The following is a 23,305-nucleotide window of genomic DNA, read 5'->3' as shown; positions in this document are numbered from 1 at the left end:
CATATGTAAATATCGCTGTTTGTTGTTAGAATAGGGAGAAGTATATGGGATTATTTATCGAGTAGAGGAAGTGCAGTATGGTTATTATAGGATGCATTATAGTAGCGGTCGTTTTAGCATTAATATGGACTCAAATGTTAATGAATAGACGTAATCAAAATAGATTTCATTACGTAGGGAAACTACATAATGTTGGGAATAGAAAATTGCATATCCATGTATCGGGTCAAAGTGAAGCGCCAACCGTTGTATTCGATCATGGGAGTGAGTACGGGGCATCATCGCTTACATGGCATATGGTAACGGAGAGAGTGCAACATTTTTCACGAGTCGTTACTTATGATCGGGCAGGATATGGTTTCAGTGATGGAGGTACGTATCCAAGAACAAATATGAGTCATGTTGAAGATTTACGCCAATTGCTACTGGCTGAAAATATAAAAGGGCCAATTATAATTGTAGGTCATGGTTACGGTGCTATAAATGCACGTTTGTTCGCCTATCGCTACCCCAAACAAGTAAGTGGACTGATCCTTGTTGACGCATTACACGAAGATGAGCAGTCTGGAAAATTTCTTGAATACTATGAAACGGATCAACTAAAAAGACAGAAGCGGTATAAGGGTTATACGGTCTTAACTTATTTCGGATTAGTAAAAGGCTTGCTTAGATTACAATCTTCATTGCGTCAATTATTAAATTATTATCCACTAGCGATACGCAAACAAATATGGACGTTAATAGCTTTGAACAAGACGGTAAAAACAATAGCGAATGAGCATGCTTTTATCGAACAAGGATTTAACCAACTTCGGAAAGTAAAATCTTATAAAAACATACCTGTTACCGTCATTATTGGCGGTAAAGTGGATGACGACTCGAGTGTTCTAAAGCAAGCAAGATACGATACAGCAGCAGAGATGAAAAAACTTTCTGAGCAAGGTCTACTTATTGTCGCGCCAAATAGTGATCGACATGTGCCGAGCGAACAGCCAGAAGTAGTAGCGGATGCTATCCGGCGCATGATCAATTTGATAAAAAAAGAATATGTGTAACTAATAAATGACAGTACATCAGTTGAACTGTTCTTGAACTCAAACTGAAAAGGGCGTGAGTTTTTTGGAATTTTACCCAACTTCATTCGTATTTACGATTTTAGCTTTCTTAGTTCTTCTAGCATTTCTTGGTCTAAGTATTTACTGTCTAGTACTATTTATTAGATTAGCTCGTCGAGGAATTAAAGCATTCGATTTGTATATCGAGGAAAAAACGAGGAGTCGTTACTAATAGTAAGGCCTTTACTCTTAGAAAACTAGGAGCAAAGGTCTTTTGTATTTTCTAAATGATAGTTTTGATCAACAACATGGTCAAATTGCTAAATTCAGATATGGATCGGACAATTGTTGCATCATTTGCTGATCTAGCGCAACCATTAGGATTATTACAGTTGCTATAAAAAAGTTGAATTATACTATAATTGTAATGGAAGATATGTATATGTGTGTGAAATAATGCTATGAAGAATACTCATGTTATTTTATGATTATGAGGTAGATTATTTAACATACTGACGATGAGAGGACGTAGAATATGAATCGATTACATAATATTGATGATCTATTAAAAGGATTTGTAGATAACAATATCGTAGGCTGCGGTTGTGTAGTTACGAAAAATGGTGAAACGATGTATGAAGGTTACTATGGCTATGCTGATCGTGAACAAAAAATATTGATGAATGATCGTAGTATTCACCGACTTTATTCGACGACGAAAGTTATTGTATGCACAGCAGCAATGTTACTCTTTGAACGTGGTAAGTTTCTGTTGAATGATCCCTTACACCTGTATTTGCCAGAATTTAAGGAGATGCAAGTCGTCCATACTTCTCCTAACGGAAATGTACATGTGAAACCTGCTCAAAATTCGATACTTGTAAAACATATTTTCGCAATGACTTCAGGAATCCCATATGAATGGGGGGAGTCAAAAACACATCAAGAGATAACTAGAATAACTGGTGAACTGAGTAAGCAAGGTCCTCATACATTAGGGCAACTAATTACAGAAATTGCGAAAGTACCATTATTATTTGAGCCGGGGACTCGCTGGGCCTATGGATACTCTCATGATATTGTAGCGAGATTAGTAGAGGTAATAAGTGGATTAACGATTGAGCAATTTATTCAAAAAGAGCTACTTGATCCCCTTCAAATGAAAGACACTGGGTATCGTTTCAAAGAAGATGTAAAATCTAGACTAGTACCGTTATATGCTATGGATGACAATAATGAACTTGCACCTACATTGGCTCAAAAGGATGAGAATTTCGATTCGTCAGCTATCTACAACGGCGGTGGTTTGGGAATATATTCCACACCGAGAGACTATACAAAATTTGCACAGATGCTTGCTAATGGTGGCATGTCAGACAATTATCAAATTATTGGCAAGAAGACGATAGATCTTATTCGTAGTAATCATCTTAATGCTGCTCAATTAGAGGACTTTAACAATCCCTACACTGCTGGATATGGATACGGTCTAGGAGTTAGAACATTAATCGATCCTGTAGCAGCACATTATGGAGGTTCATTAGGTGAATTTGGGTGGACAGGTATGTCAGGTACATACGCTCTAATCGATCCTGCAGAACAATTATCAATCGTGTATATGCATCAACGCATACCTAACATGGAGCTTGAGCATCATTTGCGTTTACGCAATGTCGTCTATAGTTGTTTGTAATGGAAATTCAGGACAGAGCACTTTAATGTGATCTGCACATCTACGTTTAAGGCGGTGTTATAAATGTGGATGATACTAATCGAGTTTATATTAAACTTTACTATAATACTATGTTCAGCATTTGTAGTCGTTAAAATCATTAACAGTGATAATAAACTCATGAATAGTTTGCTTTTTTTAACTTTTTTATTTTTACTACTATCCGTTTATTTGGTGCCTGGTTATTTCGAAATGGCAGCAGGATTTAATAATTATAAGTTCTTCATGTTCACACTCTCTAATGGGCAATTAGAGAACATGTTCAGCACATTTTTAAAGCTGTCTTTCATTTCATTCTCCATCTTTATAGTTATGAAAATAAAAAAAGAATCTCATTATTAAAACAGCTCAAGTTCCTCGGAAATCAACCGAGGAACTTGAGCTGTTTTATGACACTATAAATTACTATTTTCCAAGAAAACCATCAATAAATAGTTGAAGTTGGAATTCTAAAGTAATCGGATCATTGAAGAAGAAATCTGCAGCATTAGCTTCAATAACATGACCTTTACTTACTGCTGGGATGTTTTTGTAAGTATCTGTGTCCTTGAATGAATTATCAGAACCGTCATCACTTAGTACAATGAAGTCACCCGCATATTCGGGAAGTACTTCTACAGATAGTGCATAGTAACCATCAGCAAGTGCCATTTCAGCAACTTTATCAGTCATACCAAGACCCATTTCTTGATAGATGACTTCTGTACCACGCCCCCAGTTATTGCCGAATACTGCCATTTGTTTTGCATAGTGCTCAATAACGGTCACTGTCACATCATCACCGTGCTTAGCTTTCACATCTTGACCAGCTTGCTTGGCACGAGCTTTGAAGTCATTAACCCAGTCTTGAGCCTCAGCCTCTTTGCCTACTAGTTTACCAATTTCAACATGTTGAGATAAATAATCTAAAGCGTTATAAGTATAAGTAATCGTCGGAGCGATTTCTTTAAACTTCTCTAAGTTTGCTGTAGTTGAAGAAGCAATAATCAAGTCTGGTTCAAGGTTAAGGACGCCTTCAACATCATCTTCTGATATAATTGCAACATCTTTCAACTTATCCGCAAAAAGAGAGCTACCAACTGCCCAGCTATCAACGCCAACAACTGGCACATCTAACGCTAGCACGTTACCAACATAACCAGATGAAAGCATTACAACACGCTCTGGTTTAGCAGGTACTTTAATTGGACCATTCTCAGACTCATAGGTTACAAATTCCGGTTCAGTTGTAGTAGAACTTTCTTGTTGTGCAGTATTATTTGCATTGTTGTTACCGCAAGCAGCCATGATAATCATGAATACGATTAATAATGGCATGAATAATTTTCTCAATTTAATTCTCTCCTTATAATCCAAGTTCATCTATATTTTTTTCATAAGTAAATACACAAAGTATGGCGCACCGATAATTGCCACCATAATACCTGCTGGTAAACTTGTCGGCTGAAATAATAAACGACTAAGTAGATCAGCTATTAATAATAATAGACCTCCAAGCAGTAAACTTACAGGCATGAATAATTGATGTCTTGGTCCAACAATAGCTTTAGCTAGATGAGGAGCCATTAATCCTATAAAGGCTACACTTCCAGCTACGGAAACAGCAGAAGCAGCTAGTGCAACAGCAGTCAGCATTAATGTTATACGTTCTCTATTCAAAGAGATTCCAAGGCCAATAGCTGTATGTTCACTCATCGTTAAAATGTTTAGTCGGTTTGATTTGTACAACGTATACGGAATTAATAATAGTAACCAAGGAAGTAATGCCCATATATACGGCCAATCAGCTCCCCATATATTACCTGACATCCATTTCGTTATAAATTCAACCTTGAACGGATCAACAGCTGAGAATATAAAGATCATAATGCCAGACAATGCCATGGAGAAACCTACACCGATCAATATTAATCGAATCGGTTGTAGACCCACACCTCTCTCGTAAGAGAAAATATAGATTATGATCGCTGTAATAACTGCTCCGCCGAAAGCTGCGAGAGGTAGTAGAAATGTTAAGCTTAATATTTGTGTAGGAACATATAAGTAGAATAATGCAACACCGATACCAGCACCTGAATGTATACCTATAATTCCTGGATCAGCGAGATCATTCCGCGTGACACTTTGTAGTATAGACCCAGATAATGCGAGTGCCATACCTGCCAGCAACGTCACGATTATTCTAGGTAATCTCACTTCAAATAAAGTGAAACTTTCTTTAAAACTACCGTTACCGAATAATGTAGGGAATAGCCGATCGAAACCAAGTGCAGATGATCCCGTACCAATGGCAACAATAAATGTAACGATTAATAATAATGTAAGGACAATCATAGTAAGACGTTGTTTTCTTTTTTGAGTAGCGAGTAGCATTAAAAATTTCGACCTCCCTTGCGAACGATAAGTAAGAAGAAAGGAAGACCCATGATTGCCACAATAGCAGCTGCAGGTGTTTCATATGGTGCAGTAATAATTCTACCTAATAAGTCTGCAAGGACCATAAAGGTTGAGCCAATAAATATTGACATAGGTAATACATATCGATAGTCATTTCCTACAACTGCTCGCACAATATGAGGGATCATAAGACCAATAAAGGCCATATTACCAACAAGTGCGACGGAGGAACCCGCTAGAATGACGACAACTGTGAAAAGAATAATTTTCACTTTAGTTACATTCTGTCCTAATCCAGTTGCCGCTTCTTCATCAAGACTTAATAGTGTTAGTGATCTTGAGTAGTAGAGTGCAACAATTATACCGACCATGATAAAAGGTGTAATCATATTTATTTGTGACCAAGTAGTCCCAATTAGCCCACCTGAAGTCCACATGGAAACGCGCTTTGTAATCTGAAAGTGAAGCCCAATTCCTTCTGTGATTGCACTAAGAAAAGCAGTAATTGCGGCACCAGCTAATACGATGCGCAATGGGGAGAAGCCGCCTCGCTTTGCTGAACCTATACCTATAACTAGTAGAACACTAATACCTGCTCCTATAAAACAAACCCAAACGGTTGTAAATGTACTTATTGTAGGAAGGAGCACTATAGAGATCGCGAGAGCTAAGTTGGCTCCCGCCGATAATCCCAATAAGCCTGGATCTGCTAAAGGGTTTTTAGTCGTTCCTTGCATAATAGCACCTGAGATTGCAAGTGCTGCGCCAACGAGCATTGCTGCTACAGAGCGAGGGATACGTATTTCTTTAAGCATCGTTATTTTATCATTGCTGACCGATGTGAATAGAGCATGATATACATCGCTAAGCGTAGTTTCTGCTGCTCCAAACGTTATTGCAATAAGAAATACGATAATAGTTAAGCAAGCAGCAAAAACTAATTGCAAAGAGAATGGTATAGCTTGCAACCATGAACGCTTCATAATGACACCCTATTCTCCAAGAAAACCATCAACAAAAAGTTGAAGTTGGAATTCTAAAGTAAGAGGATCGTTAAAGAAGAAATCAGCAGCATTTGCTTCGATCACATGACCATTACTTACAGCTGGAATGTTTTTGTAAGTGTCAGTTTCTTTGAATGAATTATCAGCGCCATCATTACTTAATACAATGAAGTCACCCGCATATTCCGGCAATACTTCAACAGATAGAGCATAGTAACCGTCAGCTAGCGCCATATCAGCTACTTTCTGTGTCATGCCAAGACCCATTTCTTGATAGAGGATTTCCGTACCACGTCCCCAGTTGTCGCCAAATACGTACATTTGCTTAGCAAAATTCTCAATAACCGTAACGGTTACATCATCACCGTGTTTCGCTTTAATATCGTTACCTACTTGTTTTGCACGAGCTTTAAAGTCATCTACCCAAGCTTGAGCCTCAGCCTCTTTACTAACTAATTTTCCAATTTCAACATGTTGAGATAAGTAATCTAAAGCGCCATAAGTATAAGTAATCGTTGGTGCGATTTCTTTGAATTTATCAAGGTTTGCTGTCGTTGGAGCAGCAATGATCAAATCTGGGTCAAGATTAATAATTCCTTCAACATCATCTTCAGAGATAATAGCTACATCTTTCAATTTATCAGCATAATTAGAGTTACCAGCGGCCCACTCATCTACGCCAACTACAGGAACACCTAGTGCTAGAATGCTACCAGCATTGAAAGAAGCAAGTACAACGACACGTTGTGGATTAGCTGGTACTTCAATTGGACCATTCTCAGATTCATAGGTCACGAATTGTGGTTCAGTATTAGCTGGTTCTTCTTGTTGACTGTTATTCGTAGTCGTATTACCTGAACTGTTATTGCTTGTATTGTTAGTTGTGTTATTACTACCGCAAGCGGCAATGATAAGCATGAATACGATTAATAGTGGCATAAATATTTTTCTCAATTTAAATCTCTCCTTATAGTGCAAGTAGTTTCATATTCAAAGTCGACTAAGCTTCGTTAGCATAGTCATGTAATCACAAGTGACTGTTTTGAACAACCTATTTAAGTAATTCATATGTAATACACATTGGCTTCCCAGTCCTCGGATCAGTACCAATCTCAGCATCGATATGATAGACTTCCTTCAAAACTTCATGTGTAATTACTTCTTGCGCAGTACCCCGCTTAACGATGTGACCTCCTCGCATGGCGATCACATAATCAGCAAAACGTGCAGCATGATTTAAATCGTGTAAAACCATGACGATCGTTCGTTGCTGATTAAAATTAAGCTGTTGCAGCAGTTCAAGTACTTCTAGCTGATGAGCCATATCAAGATAGGTTGTTGGTTCATCAAGGAAGATCATATCTGTTTCTTGTGCTAATGCCATTGCGATCCAGACACGTTGACGCTGACCACCTGATAATGCATCTACACTACGATGTTTATAATCTGTCGTACCTGTTACCTCAAGTGCCCAATCGATCACATCATAATCTTGCTTTGAAAGTCTGCCAAATCCAGTTTGATAGGGAAATCTTCCATAAGACACAAGTTCCCCAACGGTTAACCCGGATGAATGTTCTTGTGTCTGAGGGAGAATAGCTAGCTTCTTCGCTAATATTTTTGTATGCTCGGAAGCAATCGTTTTTCCATCTAGCACAATTTGACCAGATTTATGCGCAATAATTCTTGTCATCGCTTTAAGTAGTGTAGATTTTCCACACCCATTAGAACCAATAATAGCTGTAACTTTCTGATCAGGTATTTCCACTGAAAGATTATCAATAATAGTATGTTCACCATATGCGACAGTGAGTTCATTGGTAAGCAGGCGAACCATCTCTTTTCCTCCTTATGAAAATAATTTGTATATAAAGTGATGAATAATAAATAATTGATAACGATTATCATTTGCAGTATAATAATATAAAATAGTTGTGCGCATTGTCAATGATAAAATATGGATACTAACATACTTAGTCATATAAGGAGTTTTAAATAATGAATAATATAGAGTTATACGACATCACCATTATAGGTGGAGGTCCATCAGGATTGTATTCTGCTTTCTATAGCGGTTTGCGTGAGATGAAGACTAAAATTATTGATTTCCAATCGGAACTTGGTGGGAAGTTACATGTATACCCTGAGAAATTAATATGGGATGTTGGAGGGATTCCACCAATTCCTTGTGCGCAGTTAATCCAGCAATTAACGAAACAGGCTATGGTGTTCAGTCCAGAAATTGTACTTAATACAAAGGTTGAACGTATTGAAAAAGTAGATGAACAGCATTTTATTATTTACACATCGGCTGGAGAAAAACATCATTCTAAAACAGTATTTCTAGCTACTGGGAGCGGGATACTAAAACCGCAGAAATTAGAAATAGAAGGTGCAGAGCGATTTGAAATTAGTAATTTACATTACACCATAAAATCATTCAAACCTTTCCATAATAAAACGGTAATGATCTCAGGCGGTGGAAACGCTGCTCTGGATTGGGCAAATGAATTAGTAGGGGTAGCTGATCAAGTGATACTAACGTATCGCAAAGATCAGATGAAGGGGCATGAAGCCCATGTCACTCAGCTTATGGAGAGTAATGTGCAGTGTTGCTTTAATACGACAATTACAAGATTGATTGCAAATGATGAAAAGTCAGCTATTGAGAGAGTGGAATTAACAAACGCTGATACTGGAGAAAAGAAGATGATTGATATTGATGAAGTGGTCATTAGCCATGGATATGAGCAGGATGTATCGTTAATGGAAAACAGTCCACTCCAATTGGATATGAAAGATAACTACTATATTGCTGGTAATTCACATTGTGAAACATCCGTTGCTGGAGTATTTGCAGTGGGAGATATTGTTTCCTATGATGGAAAGCTCAATCTCATTGCAGGTACTTTTCAAGATGCTGCGAATGCGGTTAATAAAGCGAAAAGTTATATTGAACCCGATGCCAATAAAAATGGTATGGTTTCATCACATAATGAATTGTTCAAACAACGTAATAAGGAGATCGTTCAACATTTGCTTATGAAGCAATAAGAAGCCATCATAATCTACTTTAGCGCAGTACTGTTCACGCAGCAGTGTTAGAAATCATAAAGCAAGGGCATCCCAAAAGTCTATTACAGACTTCTGGGATGCCCTTTATTAATGCTATACGATTCAAGCGTTTAACTACGTAGTAACTGTTTTTCTCGATATTGAGAAGGAGAGTAGAGCATCGTCTTTTTGAACATTTTTGAGAATAGAAGAGGGTCTTCGTATCCAACAGAACGAGCGATATCACCAATCGATAACTCGACATTACTTAATAATTCACATGCTTTTCTCATTCTGAAAGCAATCAGGTAGTCTTGTAAGCTACTATTCATAACCTCTTTGAACAATGAGCTTAGATAGCTGCGTTGCAAGCCGATAAAGCTCGCGATAGATTGAATAGTAATTTTATTAGCATAGTTCATTTCAATAAAATGAACGACTTGTGCGATATAATGTTCTTTACTATTTTCTCGCAGCTTCAAGGCAAGTTGTGATCCGCGACATTCAACTAAGATGGATAGCCATAAATAAAGCAAACCCGTTAGTTTTAATTCTCGTCCAGCTTCTACATGTTTAGATTCCATCATTTGATCAATACTGCAATTGAAAAAATCAGCTTTGTCACAATCATATATTGGTGCTTCATCTGACAACTCAGCTTGCTTCAATAAAGTAGGAGCTTTAATGCCATGGAATCCGATCCAACAGTATTTCCACGGATCATCTTGATCTGCTTGATAAAATGTAATCGTTCCAGGACTAACTAGAAACCCTTGTCCAGCATGTAAATGATATCTTTTACCGTTGACCTCAAATATACCTTTACCTTCAAGGATATAGTGGAATTTATAATATTCTCGCATTGCAGGACCAAAGGAATGACTAGGCGTACATTGTTCTCGCCCATATTGAATTAAATACAGATCAAGTTGATGGAGATGCTGTGGTAGAAATTCAATCATAGTATACTCCTAAAATTTTTCTGATCTACGTAGCTTAACTTCTCCGGTTTGAAAAATACTTCGGAAGCATAAACTTAACGTAATATAAAGTAGTGGATAATATTATTTATCTAGAGAAATAGCGTCGATTCGAGCAAGCTCTTCACTAGTAAATTCAAGATTTTGAAGTGCTGCAACGTTTTCTTCAATTTGACTTACACGACTTGCACCGATAAGAGCTGAAGTTACTTTACCGCCTCGTAGCACCCAAGCTAACGCCATTTGAGCTAAGCTTTGTCCACGCTGGGCAGCAATCTCCTGTAATTGTATCGCAATATTAATTTTCTTTTCAGAAATACTATCCTCATTTAAGAAGATAGAATGACCAGCTGCACGAGAATCAGTAGGAATACCAGTCAAATACTTATTCGTAAGTACGCCCTGAGCTAATGGTAAGAAACCGATGGTTCCAATGCCTTCTTCAGACAATACATCTTGTAACCCGCCTTCGATCCAACGATCGATAATAGAATAGCTTGGTTGGTGAATTAAGCATGGTGTGCCTAACTCCTTCAATACTTTTGATGCAGCAGCAGTTTGCTCAGCATTGTAGTTAGATAGACCAACGTATAATGCTTTACCTTGACGAACAAGGAGATCCAGAGCAGCCATCGTTTCTTCAATTGGTGTATTTGGATCTGGACGATGGTGGTAATAGATATCTACATAATCTAATCCTAGACGTTTCAAGCTTTGATCTAAGCTCGCAACCATATATTTCTTAGAGCCGAAGTTACCATATGGCCCAGCCCACATATCATAACCTGCTTTTGTCGAGATAATAAGCTCATCACGGTATGGAGCCATATCTAGCTTAAGAATTTTACCAAAGTTTTCTTCTGCGGAACCATATGGAGGTCCGTAGTTATTAGCAATATCAAAATGCGTAATGCCAAGATCGAAGGCACGGCGAGTCATAGCTCGTCCATTCTCGAATACGTCTTTCCCTCCGAAATTATGCCAAAGTCCCAAAGAGATTGCAGGTAAAAGTAAGCCACTATTACCGCAACGATTGTATTTCATATCTGCATAACGCTGTTCATTAGCTGTATAAGACATCAGAATTCCTCCTAAAAATTTTTGTGAGTCTTTGCGAACAAAAAGTAGCTTCGAAAGCTTGAAAGAATAAACTTAGCTTTTTGTTAAGTTTATGAATTGCTGTCTGCAAACAAAAAGTAGCTTAGTAAGCATCATAATTAATGAGTATAGGTTACTCGTTTATTATGAGTAATTTATAGTGAAAAACATATAGCTAAACGTCTTATTGATATGGCATAATGCACGATTGTTCTATCGTAATCTATATATTGTATTACATCAAATTTCATAAAAAGGGTAAATGAAAGATCAAATGATGTATTAAGTTAACTTTCAGATAGGATTAATAATACATTCATATTTTCACGTTATTATTATCGAGTGAAGTGGATTAAATGCAATATTATTGGATTACTAACAATAATTAATACAAATTTATATTTGATTCTAATTACTGAATGGGTGTATTATTAGTAATATGTAAAATATTAGGCGCGCACAATGTAAAATATTAGGTGCACAACATAAGATAAGAAAAGCTAACAAGAAAGGAGCTCATAATGAGCCAGTTATTAAGTTCAAAGCGAGAAAGCATTCCACAGTTATCTATAGTTCGAGCGATTGCGATATTAGGGGTATTGAGTATTCATTCTACTTCTGTTGCAGTTAGTACTGGAATGATAGATTCAAGTTGGTTTTTTCTATATAATTTTGCAAACATTTTTTTGAAGTTCGGTACTACGACGTTCATATTTTTGAGTAGTTTTGTATTGTTCTACAATTATTATAATCGACCTTTAACAGGTAAATTAGTTACGAGTTTTTATAAGAAGCGATTAATGTATATTATTGTTCCATACGTTTCTTTTTCGCTATTTTACTTCATATTGAAGTTATATTTATACCCTGAAAGTTATCCTTTAATTTTCGGTAATGGTTTCTCGTTCGGTGAGATGATGTCTGCATTAGGTGATCGGTTGATGCATGGTACGGCACATACACATCTATATTTCGTCTATATAAGCATACAATTTTATTTGTTATTCCCGTTATTTTTATGGTTTTTCAAAAAGTATCCGAAGCTCACACATTGGTTATTGCTTATCGGGATCGTCGTTCAATGGGGCTTCTTCCTAGTGAATAAATACGGTTTGGAAACTCCAGTGACCGCTCGTGGTAGCTGGTCATTAAGTTACTTCACGTATTATTTCTTAGGTGCCTACTTAGGGATTTATTATGACAAATGGAAACAGTGGATCAATATAGCCAAAGAAAATGTAACAAAGAAACGTGTCATAGGTTGGATTGTATTTTCGCTAATTTGGTTAAGTTCCGGTTTATTACATGTATACATGTGGTATGAGACTAGATTGAAGCTAGACAGTTATAGTTCCACATTATTTGATCTCGTATGGAATATTCATACGTTAACAACAGCAATTATATTGATGCAATTAGCTTTCATTATTTACAGAAAAGCTGCAACACCTGTGAAAAATTTATTGATGCGATTAGGAGAAGTCTCGTTTGGCGTGTACCTGTTCCATCCATTCTTATTACTAATCTATCGTGCATATCCACCTCAAAGTGGAGCTAGCATTGTACATCATGCATGGTATGTAGGTGGATTCCTGTTTGCATTAATCGGTTCTTGGATTGTTGTAGAATTAGTTGTTCGTTATATTCCACAAAGCTGGCTTATTTTTGGGAGTATTAAGAAAAGGAAACCGTCACAACCACAAGTCAAAGATAAGGCACCTAATGTTCAAATGTAGTTTGTCCCATATTAAATTCTTCATACTATAAATAAAGTGAAGAGCCTTATCTGCCTAGCAAATGCTGAGCAGATAAGGCTCTTTTTTACAAGCGCACCTATAATGTTTCTCTAAGAAACATACATCGGAAGCTTATGCTATAGTTCCCAAGTTCGCTTCATATTCAATGTCGAATAAACTACGAAGCCAATCATCGTTATCAAAGTCTGCTTTATGAACTACCTTACAGGGTGCGATTCCAGAAGCGTTGTTGCGCTATCGCCTCCACAAACTTTGATCCAGTTTTCTTGCCTGCTGAAGAGGCTTGTATAACTCCCGGCTGATCAGCAATTTGTAATTGTGTTAATATCTCTTCATATTGTTGAAGTGATGCAAGAGGCTTATATTGCTGATACGTTTCAAGAATAAATGGTTTGATCAGTTGTGGGTGCTCCAATCCTCCTGCAATAATCAATCCATCAAATAGGCATGGGTCGGTATTGAAGAATGTATCTTGTATCATCCATTCTCCGCCTTCTTGATCAAGAACATTCCCAAGACGTTCACCAACGAAACGATATTGAACCATCTCTTTGTTCAAAGCATCTAATACCGGTTGTAATTGGCTGGACAGAACAGTATCAGAAATAACGATCGCCACTTTACGAGTACGAGCGGATTTCGGAGATTGATCGACACTTAGTGCAGGAGACGCTTTTGTATTTTGCTTTTCCGGTGCTTGTTTTTGCTTGTCCACGTAGGTAATACCAATACGCTCTGATACATACTCTACAAGCTCCGAGCTGACGTTTGCAAACATAGTAATGACTTGTTGTTGAACGGATTTACTTTTCACTTTACTCAATTCAAATGTGAAAGCATCCTTAATTTGTTGCTTCTCAATGTTGCTCATACTATTCCAGAACATCGTAGCTTGCGAGAAGTGGTCTTTGAAGCTATCAGCACGCGCTTTAATCACGCGACCTTCGACTTTTTCTTGATAATGCTCATATCCACCTTCGGATAAAGTAGCTGGTCGAGGAGTATGGTTAAACAATGAATTGCTATTGTAGCTTACTTGACCAACATTAATCGTTTGTCTTCCAAATCCATCACGGAAATTATTATGAAATGGGCATACTGATCGGTTGATAGGTAGCTCATGAAAATTAGGACCGCCAAGACGGATCAGTTGTGTATCGGTATATGAGAATAAGCGACCTTGCAGAAGCGGGTCATTCGTAAAATCGATACCTGGTACAACATTTCCAACATGGAAAGCGACTTGCTCTGTCTCAGCGAACACATTGTCAACATTGCGATTAAGCGTTAACCTACCGACGATTTGAACAGGTACATCTTCCTCGGGCCATAGTTTTGTCGCATCAAGAATATCGAATGAGAATTTGAACTCCTCTGATTCAGGGATGATTTGCAGTCCAAGTTCATATTCAACGACATTGCCCATCTCAATATTTTCCCAAAGATCACGGCGATGAAAATCAGGATCATAACCAGCAACCTTTTGATACTCTTTCCATATTTGTGACTGCCTGCCTAGTAGTGGTTTCCAGTGGAATTTCACGAAATGTGCTTCACCTTGTTCATTAATAAGTCTGAAGGTATGTACTCCAAATCCTTCCATCATTCGAAAACTGCGTGGAAGTGCTCGTTCAGACATAACCCACATAATCATATGTGCAGTTTCTTGATTATTCGCTACGAAATCCCAAAATGTATCATGAGCAGAAGAGGCTTGCGGCATTTCATTATGTGGTTCAGGTTTTACTGCGTGAATAAAATCAGGGAATTTAATACCATCTTGAATGAAAAAGACAGGCATGTTGTTTCCGACTAGATCATAATTGCCTTCTTCAGTATAAAATTTCGTAGCGAATCCACGCACATCACGTACCGTATCTGCTGAGCCTTTAGAACCTGCTACTGTAGAAAAGCGGGTGAAGACAGGTGTAGTAATTGAAGGATCACATAGAAATTTTGCTTTCGTATAGCGGGCTAATGATTCGTATACTTTGAAATGTCCATGTGCTGCAAATCCTCGAGCATGAACAACACGTTCAGGGATGCGCTCATGATCGAAATGAGTCATCTTCTGTCTAAAGTAGAAATCTTCAATAAGAGTAGGACCACGAACACCTGCCTTTAAGGTGAATTCATCATCGGTAACTTTTAAACCTTCATTAGTGGTTAGTAATTTTCCTTCATCATAAGCTTTATAGTGCTCTAGTTGTTCATCCTTGCTATTGCTCATCTTGATACCCCTCCAATGACTTATATGGTATTAGGGATATTATGGCTTATGTTGAAAATATTATTCTTCACGCAACGTTTCTGCTTTTTGCTATAATAAGATAGCTCTAAAAACTTAATAAAATACATATCATCTACGAGGAGATCATCATGAACAAACATCAACGTTACCTAACGGAGATGAATTTGGTTAGAGCATTTGCCATTGTTGCTGTATTGCTTATTCATTCTACTAGCTCAGCAGTTAATAGCGCGAATGTGAATTCAAGTTTTTATTTCCTATATGTACTCATCAATAAGATGTCTACATTTGCAGTTCCATTGTTTTTATTTCTAAGCGGTTTCGTCCTAATGTATTCCTATCAGAAAAGAGAAGTGACTCTATCATCGGTTAATACTTTCTACAAACGTAGAGTAACTAACGTTATTATCCCTTACATCATTTTTTCTTGTATCTATTTCACATTGACTCATATTGACTCATTGTCCTTACACTCGTTTGCTGACCTTGGTGAGGCGATCTTACTTGGAAAAGCGTACGCTCATTTGTACTACATCTTTGTTATGGTTCAGTTCTATCTACTATTTCCTATATTATGGAAAAAGATAACAACAAGAAAATCAGCAGCAATCTGGATTTGGTTGATCGGTTTTATTATTCAATGGGCTTACTTCTATATCAATCGTGAATATCTATCGCAACTTGAAGATCTTCCACAATTATTTAAGAGAACAGCAAGTTTATTTGTATCCTATACGGCATATTTTGGCTGTGGAGTATGGATTGCAACGAGATATAGTCAAATTTTACAGTTTCTCGAAAAACATACTGCACAATATAGGATATATCGTATCGTATTGTTAGTAGCATGGATCTGTTCTGGCGTCTATTATGCCAATCTATTTTATCGTGGATGGGTGCATAAAGATTGGGAGTCATCACCACACTTTGCATGGACATGGTTTATATTTATTATGATCTCGATCGCACTTAGTGTTATAAGTTCAAGATACTATGAACAGAAATGTCCTGCTTGGTTGCAACGTATAATTACTTCGTTAAGTGATCATTCTTTCGGAATCTATCTTATCCACCCACTTTTACTATATATGTATCGAAAGTTACCGATGAGTGGTAATCCGATTCTATTCAATCTCTATTTTGCAGGTCAATTTATATTCGGCTTGTTCGTTGCTTGGATATTGACGATACTCATCTCAAAGTATATTCCCTATGCAACCTATATTGTAGGTAGTGGAAAGAAACGATCTTCGAAATAAAGCGAGTTTTTCAGATTACTTACTATTAGTTAAATGAGTTGTTCATATAATTAATAAGCTCAAAGATTACATCTGGCTGATGTGACCTTTGAGCTTATTTGTATATCTACGATTAAAATGATAGAAAAATCACTTATGAGATTAATCATATATTTACGAAGCTATTGAGCTTGATAGACCATACAATATACATCTCTAATTGAACGATCATTCCGAGAGGGCAGTGCATATTGATCTGCAATGACAAAGCCGGATCGTAAGTAGCTAGCAATTGCTCGCTCGTTCCATGTTTCAACTTCTAAATCAATTTCATAGTTAGCATAGAGTTCAATAACTTCCTCTATTGCTAATTGCATTACTGTCTGACCAATACCGAGCCCGCAATATGCTGGAGCAAGAAAAAGTGCTATTCTAATGTTTGTTTGCATTGCAAATAGTTGCACAAATCCAATTAATTTACCGCTAAAATCTATTATGCTACGATATTGATTAGAACGAATTTCAGTATCTCCAAACTCTATTTCTTGTTGTTTAACGATGTCCCATGAAGGCCAATTGTAGACATGATAGGGTGAAGGGTATCGCCATTGACAGATAGACGATCCATCTTGTTCCGACATAGCGATTAGAGAATAGGGTGGGACTATTGTAATCATCATTCAGAGCTCCAATCTTATAGAAAGTAACTTTTAAGTAAGGAATTTTCATTATTTACTAATATATATCAAGAGTCTATAGTTATAAGAAATAGATATTAACATAAATCAACGATTATCGTATGAATGAGTTAGACGAAATATAAAGCATGGTCAACTAATGATGACAGAGGAGATTAATAACCTACATGATTCATAGATTACGGAAACTTCCCATATTTCAGCAAATGAGTGAAAGTGAGTTACACCAATTATTACCTTACCTATCCTGCGTTTGCTTTCAACAAGATGTACCTATTATACAACAAGGACATGTTGGAACAAGCTTGTACATACTTGAAGAGGGAACGGTAGATATTTGTTTGGAACATCCCAGTAATATTCATATTGCAACACTCACAATTGGAGCGTTTTTCGGTGAAATGTCTTGCATGACAGGTGATCCGATTAGCGCGACTGTAAAAGCTACATCAGCTGTACAAGCGTTTACCCTAAGTAGGGATGGTATGCTTAGTCTAATGGATCGTAGTCAAGTTTTTCGGAAACATATGATTGAAGCGATGGTGAAACGTATTCAGCAATCTAATATAAGAGTAAGTGAAGAGTATTCAAAAAATTTATACTTGATGAAGCGCAATGAATTGGATGATCGAGATCGATACGGAGAGTTAATCGGAATTAGTGATCATATGGTTGAAATACGAGCGCTAATTGAACGTTATCGTAATGAAGTGGATACTGTACTCATTATAGGTGAGGCAGGAGTAGGCAAGAGACATGTGGCTCGGCGGATCCATTATACATCTAACCGCCAAAATGAACCCCTTATCTCTATTGAAGCAGAGCGATTCAACTGGAGTGAATGGGATTCACTCGTAGCAGCGAGTCAAAGAGGTACATTAATAATTGAAAATATAGAACAACTAGACCCATCTATCATTCATGAAATTTTAGAACGTAACCAACAAATGCATTTGATCATGACTTGCTGTGATGAACGAACAATAGCTGGATGCCATATCATTGCAATAGAGCCATTACGAGAACGTGCCGAAGATATACCGTTCTTAGCAAAACATTATTTGCAGAAAACACAAGATGCAGCATTAGAGGAGTATCCACTGGACACTATATCAGAAGAAGCGCTTAGAATGCTTGCGCTGTTCCCTTATTTAACACAAAACGTATCAGAGTTGATTACGATTGTTGAAGCAGCCTACATTGTGAGTGAAGGTCGTACGATTCAAAGCTCACATCTGAAATTCAATCGCTCTAGAAAGCCAGGTATGAGACCGACAGTAGGTCTAGCACTTGGAAGTGGTGCGTTACGTGGAATGTCTCATATCGGAGTTATTCGATCACTACAACAAGCTGGAATTCCAATTGATATTATTGCAGGAACAAGTGCAGGGTCATTAGTTGGTGGAGCTTTTGCAGCTGGTATGTCCGTAGATGAGTTAGAAAAAGCTGTGACTAAGTTGAAATGGAACAATATTGTTAGCCTGACTTTCCCCAAAAAATCCATTGTACATAATGAACCGTTGATTAATTTTATCGAAAGTTATTTAGGTAATGCTCAAATTGAGCAATTATCAATACCTTTTGCCGCTGTTGCATCTGATTCCAATACTGGCGAGGCACACATTATGCGTAAAGGATCACTTGCTAGAGCAATCGCCGCAAGTACAGCGATTCCAGCAGTGATGCGTCCTGTGCAATATCAAGGAAAAACGCTCGTAGATGGCGCAGTTGTTCATCCAGTCCCTGCTGCATTAACAAGAAGTATGGGAGCAGATATCGTCGTTGCCGTTAATGTATGCTCACAAGATTTCACAAAAGGAGCACCTACAAATTTTGTGAAATCGTTGCTCAATACAATCGATATTATGAGTGCGAAACTAGTGAAGGAAGAATTACAAATGGCTGATGTTGTTATTCGTCCAGAATTAGATCATATTCAGAATGGCTTCAAAGACTTTAAGCAATATATTGATGCAGGCGAGCAGGTGACGCAGGGGTATACTGCTATTATCCAGCAACAAATACAGCTTCTAGTGTAGAGGTAGTTCAAAAAGCGGACTCTAATAACGACGAAGCGAAAAGGGAGTTCACATGATGATGAACAATCATTATGTGAACTCCCTTTTTATATTCTATTTATATGACCTATATCGATTATTACATTTTACAATACTTGTTCAAGGAAACGAATGGCACGATCGCTTTTCGGCTGAGTGAAAAACTGTTCAGGAGTAGCTTTTTCAACTAGCAACCCTTGATCCAAGAAGTAAATCGTATCCGCAGCTTCACGCGCAAATTTCATCTCATGCGTTACGATCAGCATCGTCATCCCACTGTCTGCTAAGTCTTTAATAACATTAAGTACTTCCTTGACCATTTCTGGATCAAGTGCAGATGTAGGTTCATCGAATAACATAATTTCAGGCTCCATAGCTAGAGATCGTGCAATAGCTACACGTTGCTTCTGACCACCCGAAAGTTTTGAAGGATAACTGTCTGCTTTATCGGACAAGCCTACTTTAGCAAGCAGCGCCATTCCTTTTTCTTGAGCTTCTGCAAGTGACATACCTTTCACTTGAGTTGGAGCAAACGTAATATTTTGAAGAACAGTCATATGCGGGAAGAGATGGAAATGTTGGAATACCATCCCGATATTTTGTCTTATAGAGGCTACATTAGCTTTCGGAGCAGTTAGTTCATCTCCGTTAATCGAAATAACGCCACTAGTAGGAACTTCTAATAGGTTGAGACAACGTAGAAAGGTCGATTTGCCTGATCCTGATGGACCGATTAAAGCAACAACTTCACCTTTTCTAATCGAGGTCGAAATCCCTTTAAGTACTTGATTTTTACCAAATGATTTAGTTAATTGATCTACATTAATCACTACGACGTAATCTCCTTTCGAGCATGCGAGCTAGCGAAGTTAATACAAGCACAAGCACATAATAGATTGCTGCAATGAGTAATAATACCTCGAATGAACGGAAAGTAGAAGCACGTACAAAATCAGCACGTCGCATGAGATCTGTAACACCAATTACCGATACGAGTGAGGATTCTTTAATTAATGCTACACATTCATTCACTAGTGCTGGCAATATATTACGCAACGCTTGCGGAAAGATAATAGAGATCATCATCTTACGGTAAGGAATACCAAGTGCAATTGCTGCTTCACGTTGACCTTTATCAACTGCCATAATTCCTGCACGAATCGTTTCTGACAGATAAGCTGCAGAGTTTAACCCAAAGGCAAGACCTGCTGCCAATAACGCTGGAATATCATAACCTGTCAATTGTGGAGTAGCATAATAGATTAACATTAATTGCACAAGTAATGGTGTTCCACGGAAAATCGATGTATAGGCAGTAGCAAACCATTCTAATGGCTTTATGCCAGAGATTTTGCAAAGGGATAGAATACTTCCTAGAATAAATCCAAGCACAGCGGACACTAGCGTGAATAATAGTGTAACGCCGACACCTTTCATAATATAAGGAACATAACCTTCTAATACACTAAAGTCGATAAATTTATTATTACCAGCTGTTGTAGCATTAGCATCTGGAAACCATTTCAAGAGTAACTCATCAAGCTTACCGTTTTCTTGCATTTGGGCAATAACAGCATTGAATTCAGCCACATATGGCGACCCTTTCGGAAACGCTATTGCATAACCGTTATCATTTTCTTCTGCGGGAAGAAAATTCATAACTAGTTGACCATTTGCATTGGTCATTTCGACAGCTACCGCATCTTCTACAATGGCAGCATCCACTCGATTAGAATTGATTTCTTGAATAAGATCTGCAATTTTGTTCAATTTACGAACTTCGGCAGCATCTTCCACACTATAGGCAACGGCCTCTTGTACAGAACCGAGTTGCGCTCCAATAATTTTTCCGCTAAGTGATTCAATGCTATTATAGTTCGAATCTTTTTTGGATACGATCGTATTACGCGCAAAGTAGTATGGATCAGAGAAATCAACGCTTTTTTTTCTTTCTTCTGTAGCAGACATCCCGGACATAATAAAGTCAACTCGACCTGACTGCATCGCAGCAATCAGTCCACCAAAGTCCATACTAGCAATTTTTAATTCATAGCCAAGCTCATTTAAAATATATTTGGCTATATCGATATCTAATCCAATGATTTCACCATTATTTTTGGCATCGACGCTTTCATAAGGTGGAAAATCTGGTGATGTACCCATAACTAACGTTTTTTTCGGAGGTGGAGTTACTTCTTCAGCAAAAGCAGAAAATGCTGGCCCGAAAGAAACAATTAGAAGAACCATTGCTAGGAGCGATACATATAATACGTGTAACTTATGCTTGTTCATGTTGTCCTCTCTTTTCATAAAATTTCAATTATACAATTATAGAGGGATAATAATGCAAAGTAAATGTATAAATATAAGGCAATCCTTTTTGTGAAAGAAATGTCATAAGTAGTATGTTTCGTGGCTGTTTAATTATGTACGATTCAATTTTTTAGAGGGGATGACAACTATGCAGCAGGATAAAGTGGTGACAAGATTATCGCTAATCATCGTTATCGCTACAATAGGAATCTATTTTCTGCATCGTCAATTTATGATTCATTCCACTGCTCACCATATACAAAATGATCATCGTATTACATTAACATTAGTGCTAATTCCAGCATTGCTCTATAGTATTACTTGGTTCTTATCTAGATGGAATAAGGAAAGGACAGCTATACCATGGCTTAATATGCTAACACTAACCTTTTCGAGTATTGGAATGGTAGCAGCAGGGAATGGGATGTTGGAATACCACTTTTCAATTTTTATGGTGCTAGCTATGATCAGTTACTATGAAAACATAAAAGTTATACTTGTTATGACTATTCTATTCACCATTCAACATGTACTAGGATTCCTTGTATTTACAGAGTATGTATTCGGAGTTCCAGTAGGGGAATATAGTTTAACGATGGTTTCTTATCATGCGATATTTCTAGTTGCTACTTCAGGGGCATTAACTTGGCAAATCTATCATAAGCACAAATTGCGATTAGAATTGGATGCAACGGTGAGGGAACAAGTACAATTACAAACTATTATGCAACAAATGATTGTTAGTTCTGAGCAATTATCAGAGGCTGCCTTCCAGCTACAGTCACTCTACGATAATACGCAACAAGATTTGGAGCAAATTGTAACGGAAATACAAAGCATATCTGGTGATGCTGAGGACAATAGTCAATTTTCATCGAATGCTTCAACAGCTGTATTCAATATTTCAACAGGACTTAAAGATATATCAAATAGCAATATTGTCGTTGTTCAGCTTGCAAATAATATGTCGCAAAAAGCCGGTCAAGGACAACAAATGATGAATTCTATTTTAACGCAAATGGATAAATTAGATCATGCTTCAACAGCATCATCCGATACGATTAGTAGCTTGAATGAAAGATCAAGCGAAGTGCAGCAGATTGCAACTTCGATTAAAGCTATTGCGAGGCAAACTCGTTTACTTGCAATTAACGCATCGATCGAAGCAGCACGAGCTGGCGAGTATGGAAAAGGGTTCGCTGTGGTAGCCAGTGAGGTAGGGAAGCTTGCAGATCAAAGTAGCGATGCTGCAAGTCAAATTAGTAAACTTGTTAGCGAAATTGAGCTTGAGACGAATCTCTCTGTAGAAGCGATGCAATCCGTTATGGATGAAGTAAATAATGCTGTAGATCGTATCGGAATAATGGGTCAGTTACTGCAGGAGATGATAACTTTAATCGATGAGTCTGTGACAAAGTTTCACCTCGTTTCAAAATCAACAGAAAAGGTAGCAGCTAGCACTGTAGATGCCTCTACATCACTTATTAAAATGAGTAATTTCGCATATGAAATTAAAGATAAGACTAAATCAGTAGCATCCGCAACGAATCGTCAATACGATTCAAATAGTCGTCTCGCACCATTAATAAGAAAACTAACTGAAATAAGTTACAATTTGAAAAAGTAAGATGAATAGGATCACTTTTACCTTTTTGCATAAATGGGGTAGAA

At 37.5% G+C, this 23,305-nt stretch carries 18 protein-coding genes; 7 read left to right on the top strand and 11 right to left on the bottom strand.

The features are described from left to right. The first annotated feature begins 77 nt into the window (after positions 1 to 77). Positions 78 to 1,055, top strand: a complete 978-nt coding sequence (locus NV377_RS08425) for an alpha/beta fold hydrolase (RefSeq protein WP_258200756.1) — start codon at positions 78 to 80, stop codon at positions 1,053 to 1,055. A 535-nt stretch (positions 1,056 to 1,590) separates the two neighbouring features. Further along, complete coding sequence (locus tag NV377_RS08420; protein ID WP_258200755.1) at positions 1,591 to 2,748, top strand: serine hydrolase domain-containing protein; 1,158 nt, start codon at positions 1,591 to 1,593, stop codon at positions 2,746 to 2,748. 444 nt (positions 2,749 to 3,192) lie between these two features. On the opposite strand, the gene NV377_RS08415 is transcribed toward NV377_RS08420, so the two are convergent. From NV377_RS08415 to NV377_RS08395, 5 genes are all read right to left on the bottom strand, one after another. Next, a complete protein-coding gene (locus NV377_RS08415) occupies positions 3,193 to 4,119 on the bottom strand; it encodes an iron-hydroxamate ABC transporter substrate-binding protein (protein ID WP_258200754.1) in 927 nt (308 codons plus the stop codon). 30 nt (positions 4,120 to 4,149) lie between these two features. After that, entirely contained in the window at positions 4,150 to 5,160 is a 1,011-nt protein-coding gene (locus NV377_RS08410; RefSeq protein WP_258200753.1) for a FecCD family ABC transporter permease, read from the bottom strand. Beyond that, positions 5,160 to 6,167, bottom strand: a complete 1,008-nt coding sequence (locus NV377_RS08405) for a FecCD family ABC transporter permease (protein WP_258200752.1) — start codon at positions 6,165 to 6,167, stop codon at positions 5,160 to 5,162. The genes NV377_RS08410 and NV377_RS08405 overlap by 1 nt, the downstream gene beginning before the upstream one ends. A 9-nt stretch (positions 6,168 to 6,176) precedes the next feature. Beyond that, complete coding sequence (locus tag NV377_RS08400) at positions 6,177 to 7,142, bottom strand: iron-hydroxamate ABC transporter substrate-binding protein (RefSeq protein ID WP_258200751.1); 966 nt, start codon at positions 7,140 to 7,142, stop codon at positions 6,177 to 6,179. A gap of 97 nt (positions 7,143 to 7,239) precedes the next feature. Next, complete coding sequence (locus NV377_RS08395) at positions 7,240 to 8,025, bottom strand: ABC transporter ATP-binding protein (protein ID WP_258200750.1); 786 nt, start codon at positions 8,023 to 8,025, stop codon at positions 7,240 to 7,242. Between the two features lie 161 nt (positions 8,026 to 8,186). Here NV377_RS08395 and NV377_RS08390 point away from each other — a divergent pair, with 161 nt between their 5' ends. Beyond that, on the top strand, positions 8,187 to 9,242 hold the full coding sequence (locus NV377_RS08390) for an NAD(P)/FAD-dependent oxidoreductase (protein WP_258200749.1): 1,056 nt from the start codon (positions 8,187 to 8,189) through the stop codon (positions 9,240 to 9,242). A 131-nt stretch (positions 9,243 to 9,373) separates the two neighbouring features. On the opposite strand, the gene NV377_RS08385 is transcribed toward NV377_RS08390, so the two are convergent. Together NV377_RS08385 and mgrA are read right to left on the bottom strand one after the other, a co-directional pair. After that, the gene (locus NV377_RS08385; RefSeq protein ID WP_258200748.1) at positions 9,374 to 10,204 is read right to left on the bottom strand and encodes an AraC family transcriptional regulator; all 831 of its coding nucleotides are present in this window, start codon (positions 10,202 to 10,204) and stop codon (positions 9,374 to 9,376) included. Between the two features lie 102 nt (positions 10,205 to 10,306). Further along, the gene (gene mgrA, locus NV377_RS08380) at positions 10,307 to 11,302 is read right to left on the bottom strand and encodes an L-glyceraldehyde 3-phosphate reductase (protein WP_258200747.1); all 996 of its coding nucleotides are present in this window, start codon (positions 11,300 to 11,302) and stop codon (positions 10,307 to 10,309) included. Positions 11,303 to 11,841: 539 nt separating this feature from the next. Here mgrA and NV377_RS08375 point away from each other — a divergent pair. Beyond that, on the top strand, positions 11,842 to 13,056 hold the full coding sequence (locus NV377_RS08375) for an acyltransferase (protein WP_258200746.1): 1,215 nt from the start codon (positions 11,842 to 11,844) through the stop codon (positions 13,054 to 13,056). Positions 13,057 to 13,279: 223 nt separating this feature from the next. Here NV377_RS08375 and NV377_RS08370 read toward each other — a convergent pair whose 3' ends face one another. Then, a complete protein-coding gene (locus tag NV377_RS08370) occupies positions 13,280 to 15,307 on the bottom strand; it encodes a catalase (protein ID WP_258200745.1) in 2,028 nt (675 codons plus the stop codon). 149 nt (positions 15,308 to 15,456) lie between these two features. On the opposite strand from NV377_RS08370, the gene NV377_RS08365 reads away from it, so the two are divergent. Continuing rightward, positions 15,457 to 16,587: an acyltransferase gene (locus NV377_RS08365; RefSeq protein ID WP_258200744.1), complete on the top strand. Its 1,131-nt coding sequence runs from the start codon at positions 15,457 to 15,459 to the stop codon at positions 16,585 to 16,587. 161 nt (positions 16,588 to 16,748) lie between these two features. Here the strand turns inward: NV377_RS08365 and NV377_RS08360 are convergent, their stop codons facing one another. After that, complete coding sequence (locus tag NV377_RS08360; protein WP_258200743.1) at positions 16,749 to 17,246, bottom strand: GNAT family N-acetyltransferase; 498 nt, start codon at positions 17,244 to 17,246, stop codon at positions 16,749 to 16,751. Between the two features lie 185 nt (positions 17,247 to 17,431). Here NV377_RS08360 and NV377_RS08355 point away from each other — a divergent pair, with 185 nt between their 5' ends. Then, positions 17,432 to 19,303, top strand: a complete 1,872-nt coding sequence (locus NV377_RS08355; protein ID WP_258200742.1) for a patatin-like phospholipase family protein — start codon at positions 17,432 to 17,434, stop codon at positions 19,301 to 19,303. Positions 19,304 to 19,428: 125 nt separating this feature from the next. Here the strand turns inward: NV377_RS08355 and NV377_RS08350 are convergent, their stop codons facing one another. Both NV377_RS08350 and NV377_RS08345 read right to left on the bottom strand, forming a co-directional pair. Further along, a complete protein-coding gene (locus tag NV377_RS08350; RefSeq protein WP_258200741.1) occupies positions 19,429 to 20,151 on the bottom strand; it encodes an amino acid ABC transporter ATP-binding protein in 723 nt (240 codons plus the stop codon). Beyond that, positions 20,144 to 21,613, bottom strand: a complete 1,470-nt coding sequence (locus NV377_RS08345) for an ABC transporter substrate-binding protein/permease (RefSeq protein ID WP_258200740.1) — start codon at positions 21,611 to 21,613, stop codon at positions 20,144 to 20,146. Before NV377_RS08345 ends, NV377_RS08350 begins: the two co-directional genes overlap by 8 nt. Before the next feature lie 169 nt (positions 21,614 to 21,782). Here NV377_RS08345 and NV377_RS08340 point away from each other — a divergent pair, with 169 nt between their 5' ends. Then, positions 21,783 to 23,261, top strand: coding sequence for a methyl-accepting chemotaxis protein (locus NV377_RS08340; protein WP_258200739.1), 1,479 nt, complete (start codon positions 21,783 to 21,785; stop codon positions 23,259 to 23,261). The last annotated feature ends 44 nt before the right edge of the window (positions 23,262 to 23,305 follow it).

Source organism: Paenibacillus endoradicis (assembly GCF_024721975.1).
Note: the sequence above shows the minus strand (reverse complement) of the source record. Positions and strands in the feature narration are given on the sequence as shown.